At 52.7% G+C, this 11,874-nt stretch carries 13 protein-coding genes; 7 read left to right on the forward strand and 6 right to left on the reverse strand.

Annotated elements, in window-relative coordinates:
- The coding region (locus H8K47_RS13750) for an IS3 family transposase (RefSeq protein ID WP_186881635.1) at positions 1-91 on the forward strand (91 nt) is incomplete at its 5' end.
- Between the two features lie 140 nt (positions 92-231).
- Here the strand turns inward: H8K47_RS13750 and orn are convergent.
- A complete protein-coding gene (orn, locus tag H8K47_RS13755) occupies positions 232-819 on the reverse strand; it encodes an oligoribonuclease (protein ID WP_186881988.1) in 588 nt (195 codons plus the stop codon).
- Positions 820-858: 39 nt separating this feature from the next.
- Between orn and H8K47_RS13760 the strand changes: the two genes are divergently transcribed.
- Genes H8K47_RS13760 through rsgA form a run of 3 tightly spaced genes read left to right on the forward strand, consistent with a single transcriptional unit; the run spans position 859 to position 3,405 of the window.
- On the forward strand, positions 859-2,118 hold the full coding sequence (locus H8K47_RS13760; RefSeq protein ID WP_186881989.1) for a M48 family metallopeptidase: 1,260 nt from the start codon (positions 859-861) through the stop codon (positions 2,116-2,118).
- 28 nt (positions 2,119-2,146) lie between these two features.
- A complete protein-coding gene (locus H8K47_RS13765) occupies positions 2,147-2,500 on the forward strand; it encodes a 4a-hydroxytetrahydrobiopterin dehydratase (RefSeq protein ID WP_408057901.1) in 354 nt (117 codons plus the stop codon).
- Complete coding sequence (gene rsgA, locus H8K47_RS13770; RefSeq protein ID WP_186881990.1) at positions 2,500-3,405, forward strand: ribosome small subunit-dependent GTPase A; 906 nt, start codon at positions 2,500-2,502, stop codon at positions 3,403-3,405. The genes H8K47_RS13765 and rsgA overlap by 1 nt, the downstream gene beginning before the upstream one ends.
- Positions 3,406-3,878: 473 nt before the next feature.
- Here the strand turns inward: rsgA and H8K47_RS13775 are convergent, their stop codons facing one another.
- From H8K47_RS13775 to H8K47_RS13790, 4 genes are all read right to left on the reverse strand, one after another.
- Positions 3,879-5,024, reverse strand: a complete 1,146-nt coding sequence (locus H8K47_RS13775; protein WP_186881991.1) for an alginate O-acetyltransferase AlgX-related protein — start codon at positions 5,022-5,024, stop codon at positions 3,879-3,881.
- 9 nt (positions 5,025-5,033) lie between these two features.
- A complete protein-coding gene (locus H8K47_RS13780) occupies positions 5,034-6,431 on the reverse strand; it encodes an MBOAT family O-acyltransferase (RefSeq protein ID WP_186881992.1) in 1,398 nt (465 codons plus the stop codon).
- Positions 6,432-6,451: 20 nt separating this feature from the next.
- The gene (locus H8K47_RS13785; protein WP_186881993.1) at positions 6,452-7,108 is read right to left on the reverse strand and encodes an alginate O-acetyltransferase AlgF; all 657 of its coding nucleotides are present in this window, start codon (positions 7,106-7,108) and stop codon (positions 6,452-6,454) included.
- Between the two features lie 153 nt (positions 7,109-7,261).
- Entirely contained in the window at positions 7,262-7,921 is a 660-nt protein-coding gene (locus H8K47_RS13790; protein ID WP_186881994.1) for an SGNH/GDSL hydrolase family protein, read from the reverse strand.
- Positions 7,922-8,376: 455 nt separating this feature from the next.
- On the opposite strand from H8K47_RS13790, the gene argF reads away from it, so the two are divergent.
- The 3 genes from argF to ppnP all read left to right on the forward strand — a co-directional run bounded on the left by argF (position 8,377) and on the right by ppnP (position 11,149).
- Positions 8,377-9,294, forward strand: a complete 918-nt coding sequence (gene argF / locus H8K47_RS13795) for an ornithine carbamoyltransferase (protein ID WP_186882065.1) — start codon at positions 8,377-8,379, stop codon at positions 9,292-9,294.
- A 175-nt stretch (positions 9,295-9,469) separates the two neighbouring features.
- A complete protein-coding gene (locus H8K47_RS13800) occupies positions 9,470-10,702 on the forward strand; it encodes an argininosuccinate synthase (RefSeq protein ID WP_186881995.1) in 1,233 nt (410 codons plus the stop codon).
- A 132-nt stretch (positions 10,703-10,834) separates the two neighbouring features.
- Positions 10,835-11,149 carry a pyrimidine/purine nucleoside phosphorylase gene (gene ppnP / locus H8K47_RS13805; RefSeq protein ID WP_186881996.1) on the forward strand — a complete coding sequence of 105 codons (315 nt, stop codon included), beginning with the start codon at positions 10,835-10,837 and terminating at the stop codon, positions 11,147-11,149.
- Between the two features lie 91 nt (positions 11,150-11,240).
- On the opposite strand, the gene H8K47_RS13810 is transcribed toward ppnP, so the two are convergent.
- Positions 11,241-11,741 (reverse strand): hypothetical protein, encoded by a 501-nt coding sequence (locus tag H8K47_RS13810; RefSeq protein ID WP_186881997.1) that lies wholly within the window; start codon positions 11,739-11,741, stop codon positions 11,241-11,243.
- Between the last annotated feature and the right edge of the window lie 133 nt (positions 11,742-11,874).

The raw sequence follows: 11,874 nt of genomic DNA on the forward strand, positions 1-11,874 counted from the left end.
CTACATCCACTACTATAATCATGACCGTATAAAACTGAAATTAAAAGGGCTGAGTCCTGTTCAATACAGGAATCAGCCCTTGGCCACGTAACTATCAAGCTGTCCAACTAAATGGGGTCACTTCAAAAATCGGGTAGCTTTTTTTTCATTACGAAGCTGGGTTCAAGCCAGACTCGCACTCGTACAATGGGATGGACGCGATTCAGGCGAACGCTAAGAGCAGCCGCCAGCTTACTCCTTGATGAAATGCTGACGGTAGTACTTGAGTTCTTCTATGGATTCCACGATGTCGGCCAGCGCGGTGTGCTTCTGGTGTTTTTTGAATCCGGCCAGCAGCTCTGGTTTCCAGCGGCGGCATAATTCTTTGAGGGTGGATACGTCCAGGTTGCGGTAGTGGAAGAAGGCTTCCAGCTTAGGCATGCCGCGTGCCATGAAGCGGCGGTCCTGGCAGATGGAGTTGCCGCACATTGGCGATTTACCGGCCGGTACCCAGACTTTGAGAAAGTCGATCAGGGCTTGCTCGGCATCGTCTTCGCTGACTGTGGAGGCTTTGACGCGGTCGATCAGGCCAGAGCGGCCGTGGGTGCCCTTGTTCCAGGCATCCATCTTATCGAGGGTTGCATCCGACTGATGAATCGCAAACACCGGGCCTTCTGCCAGTACATTGAGTTCTGAGTCGGTGACCACGACGGCGACTTCGATAATTCTGTCATTGTCTGGGTCCAGACCGGTCATTTCCATGTCTACCCAGATCAGATTGAGCTCATTGGCGCGCGCTGCTGCTGCGTTGTTTGCTTGCATATCGGTCGCTTGTGACATAATTCTTCCTTAGCTTTTTTACGAATGTCACATTTTCCCATGAATTCTGTCAGCTTTTCGGTTTTCTTCATCGGCTTTTTGCTGATTTCTGTGTGCTTGCAGTTCTGGCTCAGCGCACGCCATATCCGCCACATCCTGAGCAAACGCGATAGCGTGCCAGCGCAATTCGCGGAAAAAATCAGTCTGGCAGCGCATCAGAAAGCGGCCGACTACACCGTGACCAAGACCAAGCTGGGCTTGTTGATGCTGATGCTGAATGTGCCCGTGTTATTGGGCTTCACGCTGTTTGGAGGGCTGCAATGGCTGTCAGTCACGATTGCGGGTATCACCGGGCCGGGCATGCTGTATCAACTCAGCCTGTTTGCCGCATTTGCGCTGATTACGGGTGTGCTCGATTTGCCATTTGCTTACTATTCGCAATTTGTGGTCGAAGAAAAGTTTGGCTTTAACAAAATGACACGCTCGCTGTTTGTGCGGGATCTGATCAAAAGCAGTCTGTTGGGCGCAGCGATAGGCGCACCGCTGTTGTGGCTGGTGCTGACACTGATGGCCTCTGCCGGTGATCTGTGGTGGCTGTACACCTGGATCGCATTGATGGCATTTCTATTTCTTAGAATTCAACTTTACCCAACATTCATCGCGCCCTTATTCAATCGCTTCACCCCACTGGAAGATGACAGCTTGCGCAGCCGTATTGAAGGCTTAATGGCCAGAGTCGGCTTTGCTTCCAAGGGTTTGTTTGTGATGGATGGCTCTAAGCGCAGTGCGCATGGCAATGCCTATTTCTCAGGCTTTGGTGCAGCGAAGCGCATCGTGTTTTTCGATACCCTGATCGAAAAACTGAGCCCGGCAGAAATCGAAGCCGTGCTGGCGCATGAACTGGGCCATTTCAAACTGCGTCACATCGTCAAACGTATCGGCGTGATGTTTGTTTTTTCACTGGGTTTTCTGGCTTTGCTCGGCTATCTGAAGCAACAGGTATGGTTCTATACCGGCCTGGGCGTTGATCCGCTGTTACTGGCGCAAAATGATGCGATGGCACTGTTGCTGTTTATGCTGGTTCTGCCGGTATTTACTTTCCTGCTGTCTCCATTGGCGGCGATCAGCTCGCGCAAGCATGAATTTGAAGCCGATGCCTTTGCCGCTCAACATGCAAGTGCGCAGGATCTGATTACGGCACTGGTCAAAATGTATGACGATAACGCCTCCACGCTGACGCCCGACCCTTTACACTCTGCATTCTATGACTCCCACCCACCGGCCGCGATCCGTATCCAGCATTTGCTGGCCGCACAGTGAAGCGCAGCCCTGATACTACTTTGAAGGAATGATGATGAAAACAGCCGACTTACTCGCACTCAAATCCCAGCACACAGAAACCGGACTGGCAGATGCGGAACTCAGCGCTTACTTTGCTGCGACACCGGGCTGGAGCCAGGACGGCCCGCGCATCGTGAAGACCTATCAGTTCAAAAATTATTATGAAACCCTGGCTTTCATCAATGCAATCGCCTATGTGATCCACGCAGAAGATCACCATCCTGAACTGGTGGTCACCTATAACCGCTGTGTGATCCGTTTCGACACCCATACCGTGAACGACGGCAAAGGCGGCATTTCGGTCAATGACTTTATTTGCGCGGCCAAGGTTGACGCGATTTTTGAGCAAAGCTTTTCCTGATGGCGCACTTACAAGGACTGGTCATCGCCGCGCATGGCCGGCATTATCTGATACAGGCGGAACTGGATGGCGAGCAGCATAAGCTGCACTGCGTCACGCGTGGAAAAAAAAGCGATGTGTCGGTCGGCGACGTGGTGGAGTTTGCACTGACCTCGAAAAATCAGGGTGTGATCGAAGCTATCACTACGCGGAAAACCTTGCTATATCGATCCGATCAGTACAAATCCAAAATGTTGGCAGCCAATCTGACGCAATTGCTGATCGTGATCGCGACTGAACCCAGCTTCAGCGATGATCTGGTCTCGCGCGCACTGGTCGCGGCGGAATCGGCTGGTATACAGCCTGTGCTGATACTGAATAAAACTGATGTCACCGCCTCCCTCGATAAGGCCAGGGAGCGCGCCGGACTGTACTCGAGGCTGGGCTATCCTGTGCATGAGGTATCAGCCAAAGAACAGCCTGAAGCAACCCGCGTGTTGTTGGAAACGCTGACACGTGGTCAAAGCACTATCCTGATCGGTCAATCCGGCATGGGTAAATCTTCGCTGATTAATTTGCTGATCCCGGATGCCGATATCGCCACCCGTGAAATTTCAGCTGCGCTGGATACCGGCAAGCACACCACCACTTTCACCCGCCTGTATCAGCTCGACGCACAATCCTATGTGATTGATTCACCAGGCTTTCAGGAGTTTGGTCTGCATCATTTGAGCGAAGGCATGTTGGAACGGGCCTTCCCAGAATTTGTGCCACATCTGGGCAAATGCCGCTTCTATAACTGCCACCACCACACTGAACCCGGCTGCGCCATCCTGGCCGCGATCAGCAATGGCGAAATCAGCAGCATGCGCCACGAGCTATTCGAGCAACTGGTACACGAATCGAAGCAAACTGTCGGGTATTGAGGCGTTTAGCTGGTTCCACTTTGTGTGATCCGGCATGCATACTCATTGTTGGCATGATAGACATCATTGCCGGCTTGATTCAGACAGCGTCATTCCCGCGCAGGCTGGAATCCAGTGGCGTACCAGCACCAAGACACTAGGGCCTGTTAACATTTAAATTGCGAGATGCGTTCAAGCCAAAACGTGGGCTGGCAAGGCGTGTGTCGCCGTCAGGGCTGGTGCCCCTGACAAGACACGCAACGCAGTCCAGCACGGGTTTTGGCTTGAACCCGGAGGGAAAGGGGTAAAACAGCCGCATGGCGTTGTTGCATCCCGCTGACAGTGATCACACTGCTGCGCGGGCTGCGCCTAGCCCTGCACCTGTTTTACCCCTTTCGCACACGTAATTTAAATGTTAACAGGCCCAGATCCCTGCCTGCACAGGGAAGACGAATTTTAGTGCATCAGTATTTGGATCGAAGGTGCTCGCATTATCAGAGCTTACCCTGACGCAGACGTTCAAACCAGGCGCGTTCTTTGGGCTCAAACGGGCGTTGTATCATGCGTTCCGGGATTTCCCACAACACCAGCTTGGGGGCGTCCTGACTGAATTCCTTGCTATGAAAATAAGCTTGCGCAGCGCCGTCAAAGGCCCCGCCATCTTTCGCCAGATTCGCAACCGGCGCACCCACATGGCGGCTCAGGAAAGGCACAAAATTACCGCGCAGGCTGAACGAAGTACCGATCAGCGATAAGGCAGGTAAGCCGCTGTCACCAAACAAATCATCGCTATGGACCACCACCGGTGCGACTTCGCTGAGGGTGGTGATTTCAGTCGCCGGTCTGGCCCAGGCTGGCACATCTTCCAGGCTGGAGACTTTGTACAAATCGCCCATGCGTTCGCCTTGACGGCTCTTCACGCTGTCGGCATTGAGTGGCGCAGCGTCTGAGCTGATCCACTGCTTCTGACGTAACTGAGTCGCGATATATGCGGCCACCGCGTTGGCACCGGCTTCATTCCAGTGAGAATCGGTGCGGTAATAACGCTCCCCGGTCACAGCCTGCAGCGGCAAGCGCAAATCCAGCACTGGCACCTGCGCCTGTTGTAACTCGCCTATCCACTGATCCATCCTCGGACCAAAAGCAACCGGACGATACATGCCACATGTATGACTGCTTTCTATGCGTGCCTTGTCTGGCACCACGGCCACGACCAACGGTATGCCTTGCGCTTTGAGCAGTTTTGCCACCTGTCCGACCATCCAGGCGCGTGCTTTGGCGTTCTGGGCCGCACCATCGAAGCTAGTCAGTTCGTCGGTCAGAAAAAACCAGCCTGTACACCCTGGCTTGACCTGAGTGCCGGTGTCCCGCACCAGGTTCCAGCTGACCGCGCGTTCGGTTGCGGCAAAGGCTTTGCTGAAGATGAATTTTTCGTTCAATTGCGAGGTCAGCAAACGGGTGGACTCGCCCTGCGCGACTTTTTTCCAGTCAGCCATCTGCGCCCATTTGTCGGATGGAATTGCGCGCAGCGTCTGAATACCAACGGCAAAACCGCCCAGCGTGATGGCCGCAAACGCAGCTGCCGGCAGGTACTTCCACAGTCCGGCACGTTCAGGGCGATAGATAAATGATTCACTCATATCAGCCTCTTAAAACTGAAAATACAGGAAGGGAACGGCCTTCTGACCCGCCAGCACAATCACGCCGTAGCAGAAAGTCAGCACTGGCCACAGCATGCTCCAGCTCATTACACCGAGACCGCCGCGTTTGGCGACCGGTGTGGCGGGATAGACGACGCACAGCAAGCCAATAAAAAAAGTCAGAATAATCATAGGACGCAGCGCCAGGATCACTTCATCCTGGATGCCAAAGCCGTGCAAGCCGAGCTGACCGGCCCACATGCCCAGTGCGCTGTCAAAACCGCTGGCACGGAAGATCGTCCAGGCGAACATCACGGTCAGCATGGTCAATGCTCGCGAGGCATAATCCGGCATGGATAAACCACGCTGGGTAAACGCACGGTCACAGCACAAGGCCGTGCCCTGAATAATGCCCCAGATCAGATAATTCCAGTTATCGCCACCATGCCACAAACCACCTATCGCCATGGTCAGCATCAGATTGACATAGGTGCGTAACGGTCCCTGACGATTCCCACCCAGGCTGATATACAGATAATCCCTTAACCAGGACGACAAAGTCTGATGCCAGCGGCGCCAGAAATCCTGTATCGATACCGCCAGATACGGATTGTTGAAATTCTCTTCGAAATGAAAGCCCAGCATCAGCCCGAGGCCGATCGCCATCGCACTATAACCGGCAAAATCAAAATACAGTTGTAAGGTATAGGCGATGCAACCTACCCAGGCATCCCAGAAGCCAGGGTGTTTGAGGCCGAAACACAGTGCAACCACCGGTGCCAGCGTATCGGCGATCAGCACCTTCATGGAAAAACCGATCATGAAGCGACGCACACCTAAGGAGAACTTCTCCATTGAAAACACGCGTTCACGCAATTCCTTGTCGATGACTTTGTAACGCACGATAGGCCCGGCGATCAAATGCGGGAACATCGCCATATAGGCTGAGAACGCCAGCACATCATACTGCGCCGGCACCACCTTGCGCCGTACGTCCACCACATAGGAAATCGCGTGCAATACCGTGAATGACAAGGCGATGGGCAGCATCACATGTTCCCAAGGCAGTGCTTCCATCTGGCGTCCGGTCAGGAATTCATTGAGTGTGGACACCAGCATATTGGTGTACTTGTACCAGACCAGCGAAGCGAGGTTGAGCACGATGGTCCACGCCATCCAGCGCGTTTTCCATTTCTCGTCCTGGCTCTTATCGATCAGAATCGCTGCACCCCAGGCCAACAGGGTCAGCGCGATAATCAGGATCAGGAACTTGGGCGTCCACCAGGCATAGAAAATCCAGCTGCCGACCAGCAGCGTATGGTTGCGGTAGTTCTGCGGTGTGACCAGGTAGAGGGCAAAGAACAGGGGCAAAAACAGAGTCAGAAACTCAAGTGAGGCAAATACCATAGCTGCGGTCCGGTGTCAGATCAGGATGTGCTATCGCGCACGAAGAAGACTTGTTGCGCTTTTTTGGACGGAATCACGATCACGCTGTAGCGCTCGCCCGCCTGCAACTGCCCCATATCCACTGCCGCACCGGTATCGGCCTTATTGCACTGTGCCTGCACGCTGAGCTTAACGGCATTCACCAGACGGCGCTGGGTAGTACCAGTCGCCACATTCTCAAATACCGACGCACCTTTTGCACCGCCATTCAGGCCAGCTGCGGTGCAGGCTGGATCAGCATTGAGCAAGGAAATGGAAGCGCGATTGGCATTGAAATCAGTAGGTGATTCACGCACGATCAGGCTGTCCAGACCATTGCCTTTATTGACGATGGCGATAGTGATGAATTCACCGGGCTTGGCAACGACATCAATCGCTGCTTTGTGATTGCCGACCTGTACCGTAGCACTCAGCTTATCACCGGCTTTGACCGGATAAAAACGCGATACGCGATTGTCTGTCTGTGCGCCCAAAGCCACTTTGGCACTGCCATTGACCACGCTGGCTTTATCACTGGCGGCATTTAGAAAACGCACAAATGACGAATCCTGACCGGGACCGGTTTCATATAAAGGATTATCCGCATAGGCATTGAGGGACAGCACCAGTGTGATGCAGCTAAGGGCAAATTTTTTCATATTAGGTGTCAGGGTTCGGTGGCTTTCCGGTTGCCAGCAGGCTTATCAAGCTGCTTGCAGCTTACTTGCTTCATTACTTGCTTGTTTTATTTAACAGCCAGTCCCGTCGCGCAGGACTGGCTGGGACTGGCTTTATCGCGTCTTGAAAATGGCTTAACGCTTGATCGTATTGATAATCGCTGGTGTGCTGATCGCATTACCGATCGCCGTTCCCCAGGATTTATAACCGGCATTGTCAAAATGCTGACCATCTATCGTGCCCCATTCGCCAGGCTGTGATAGTTTGAGCGAATCCACATAGGTGCATGGTGCGACGATTTCAGACAAGTAGCCCGACATTTCTTTTGCGCGCGCATAAGTTTTGTTGAATTTACCGCCCTCTGTACCCCAGGCTGGGCCTACCCAAACGCAGGCCACGCCATTATTTTTGACGCCCTTAGTCAGACGTGATACCTGCTGCCATATCCAGGTCTTTTGCAGTTCAGGCTGAGTATAGCCAGCCATGGTGTCCCCATTCACGACCACCACCAGATTTGGCTTATAGGTTTTCACTAATTCATTGAAAGGACGCGTCATTGCATCCTGACCGGTTTTCACTTCTACCGGGCCATCTTTCAGGCGCACCGCGCCGCCGCAGGAGGACTGGCTCTTCACCATCCAGTCACCGGCGGCCACGCCGCAGGCGCCAAAGGAATAGACCACCGCACCTTTATTCATCAGATCATCGTGCAAAGTCGAGATCAGATAATCAGGGGTGGACATGTGGCTATCGCCAATGATCAGGACGGTCAGTCCGGCTAACAGTGCGCTCATAGTTTCGACTCAAAAAAGTGTGGCTGATTAATCTGATGTATTCCTGAACAGGCAGAGCGTAATTCCTACCCTGCTCTACTTCGCTATGCTCCGCTTTACGCTATTTCAACGCAGAACAACGATTTCGGGAAATGCGTACAATTATAAATATGATGCGGTCATTTACTACTGGCAAACAAGCAACATTTCCGTATTGAATTAAGTTTTTTCACTAATTGACTAGAATCGACCATCTGGAGTAAGTTGCTCCGGTGTGCAAATATACTGACCAAGTCAGAATAGTCCGTGAATAATTCGTCGAATGTGCATGAATAATTCGTCAATAACTCATATTCACGGCACTATTACGCCTTAAATTGCTTTTTCCTGAATTTCGTATGGGAAAGAGAGTTTAATCCCTTATAATTAAGCAGTTATGACAGGCGGCGGCATGCCTCATGCTGCCCGTTTTATTTATGGCTATCAAACACTTCCTGCAATTCTCCGACTTCACACGCTCAGAATTTGAATATGTGATGCAGCGTGCGCGCATTATTAAACAGCGCTTCAAGGCGTATCAGACCTATCATCCACTGCTGGACCGCACGCTGGTGATGGTATTCGAAAAAAACTCCACCCGTACCCGTCTGTCATTTGAGGCAGGTATGCATCAGCTTGGTGGTGCTGCGATTTATTTGAATACGCGTGACAGTCAGCTCGGACGCGGAGAGCCCGTGGAAGATGCCGGTCAAGTCATGTCGCGCATGTGCGACATCATCATGATCCGCACTTTTGAGCAGGAAATGATAGAAAAATTCGCTGCCAATTCGCGCGTACCTGTGATTAACGGCCTGACCAATCAGCACCATCCCTGCCAGATCCTGGCTGACGTGTTCACGTATATAGAACACCGTGGCTCTATCGCTGGCAAAAAAGTCGCCTGGATAGGTGACGCCAATAATATGCTGTACTCCTGGCTGCAGGCCGCGCAGGTATTTGGTTTTCACCTGCACGTCTCTACACCGAAAGGCTATGAGATGGACATGTCGCTGGTTGGCGCAGATGCCACCCATTACACCCTGTTCGACAACCCGTCCGACGCCTGTTCAGGCGTGGATCTGGTCAATACAGACGTCTGGACCAGCATGGGCTATGAAGCAGAAAACGAGGCGCGCCTGAAAGCCTTTGACGGCTGGATCGTGGATGAGGCCAAGATGGCGCGCGCTAATCCGGATGCGCTGTTCATGCACTGCCTGCCCGCACACCGCGGCGAAGAAGTGTCTGCCGGTGTGATCGATGGCCCGCAATCTGTAGTGTGGGATGAAGCAGAAAACCGCCTGCACGTGCAAAAAGCGCTGCTCGAATATCTGGTGGTGGGCAAGATCGAAGGATAAAAAAATTTACGAAAACCTCTCAACACAGAGGCACGGAGACTCGGAGAAAAACAGGAGAATGGCAAATGCATTTCCAATTTCCTCCTAAGCTTTTCTCTGCGCTTCCTCTGAGTCTCTGTGTCTCCGTGTTGAGAGGTTTTTCGCTTGGCATAACACTATTAACAGAAAGTACAACATGAGCGATATTAAGAAAGTCGTCCTCGCCTATTCCGGCGGTCTGGATACCTCCGTTATTCTGAAATGGCTGCAAGACAATTACCAATGTGAAATCGTGACCTTCACTGCGGATCTGGGTCAGGGCGAAGAACTGGAACCGGCACGTGCCAAGGCCTTGAAATTCGGTATCAAACCGGAAAACATCTACATCGACGATGTGCGCGAAGAATTTGTGCGTGACTTTGTTTTCCCTATGTTCCGCGCCAATACCATTTATGAAGGCGAATACCTGCTGGGCACGTCCATTGCACGTCCGCTGATCGCAAAACGCCTGATCGAAATCGCGAAAGAAACAGGTGCCGATGCGATCTCGCACGGTGCGACTGGCAAAGGCAATGATCAGGTACGTTTTGAACTCGGTGCGTATGCACTGATGCCAGGCGTGAAAATCATCGCGCCTTGGCGTGAGTGGGATTTGCTGTCGCGCGAAAAACTGCTCAAATATGCAGAAGACGCAGGCATCGATATCGACATGAAACACAAAAACGGCGGTGCGCCTTATTCCATGGATGCTAACCTGCTGCACATCAGCTTCGAAGGCCGCCATCTGGAAAACCCAAGTGCGGAAGCCGAAGAAAGCATGTGGCGCTGGACCGTCAGCCCGGAACAGGCTCCCGATGCGCCAGAATACCTGGATATCGAATTTGAACGCGGCGACATCGTAGCCCTGAACGGCGTACGCATGTCTCCGGCCACTGTGCTGACCGAACTGAACCGACTGGGTGGCAAACACGGCATTGGTCGCCTGGATCTGGTCGAAAACCGTTATGTCGGTATGAAATCCCGTGGTTGCTATGAAACGCCAGGCGGCACCATCATGCTGCGTGCACACCGTGCGATCGAATCGATCACACTGGACCGTGAAGTCGCGCATCTGAAAGATGATCTGATGCCACGTTACGCCAGCCTGATTTATAACGGCTACTGGTGGGCTCCGGAACGCGTCGCACTGCAAACGCTGATCGACCATACCCAACAAACCGTCAATGGCTGGGTACGTGTCAAACTGTACAAAGGCAATGTGATTACCGTGGCACGCGATTCGAAAACCGACTCGCTGTTTGACATGAATATCGCGACGTTTGATGAAGACGGCGGCGCCTACAATCAGGCTGATGCTGGCGGCTTTATCAAGCTCAATGCACTGCGTATGCGTATCGCCGCCAACGCGCGTGCAAAACGCGGTCAGTAAGCACTACGGCATGTCATATGAAAAAGCCCGCATCGTTGACTGATGCGGGCTTTTTTTATCTGTCATTTCTGTCATTTCGTCTTTCAACTCCCGGCGCCTTCACTTTGCGCTGAACACTTTTTTGGGACATTCATGAGCACACAGTTTGATCAGGTCAGTATCGTAAAAAAAGCCAACCTCTACTTTGACGGTAAATGCGTTTCGCACACCGTGCTGTTCGCAGACGGCAGTAAAAAAACCTTAGGGGTGATTTTTCCATCCACCTTAGTGTTTAACACGGCAGCAGCGGAAATCATGGAATTGAACGCCGGTCAATGCCGCATACGTCTGCAAAGCAGTCAGGACTGGCAGACATACCAGGCTGGCCAGCAATTTCAGGTAGCGGCCAATTCCAGCTTTGAGATAGAAACACTGGAAACCCTGGACTACGTGTGTCATTTCATTTGAAGCAGCAAATAACGCGACTGCTAATTTCTGGATGAAGCCGGATTGCGCGCATCCGCTTCAGCTTGAATCTCAAACAGCTCAGGCGTCCACCTTAGTCGTCGCGCCGGTGTCCGTGCTCACGGCCGTGCTCTTCCCGGCGCCACTCACGCCGCTCTTCCCTGCGCTCGTGCTCCCAGCGCCGGGAGTCATCGCGATAACGTCTGTCCTCATAGCGATCCCAGCCATAGACGGGTGCCGGTGCATAACGCCGATAGGATGGCACATACACCGTCTGGTACCAGTTATCCTGCACAAAATAGACTTGGCGGCCGCAGGCATCGTAGCGATAACAATGGTGGGACCAGTGATGGATATGGCCGGGTGGAACACGCAGATACAAGGGCTGTTCGATATACACAGGAGGCTGGCTCACCAGCAGCGGCCGCTCATACACCAGTTGTGGCCGCATGGTATTGCCTATATCCAGACGGCCATAAAAGCCAGGATCACCAACAGATACTGAGACACCGATATCGCTGGCATGGGCGGAGGAAGTACCTGTCAGACTGGCAGCGGCCAGCGATAAGGCGATGAAGAATGCAGACGCTTTCATGATTTCTGTCCTTGTCCGGGTTGCGCTGTGATGCAGCACGCGTGCTACAAGAGTGCTGCTTGAGTACAGCGTGAGTTCAGCGTTAACGCTGCCCGGATGAAAGCGGATGACAGCAGGATCGCAAGCATTTGTA

The sequence above is a fragment of the Cognatundibacterium rugosum genome, assembly GCF_014284365.1.
Classification (GTDB): Bacteria; Pseudomonadota; Gammaproteobacteria; order Burkholderiales; family Burkholderiaceae_D; genus Undibacterium; species Undibacterium rugosum.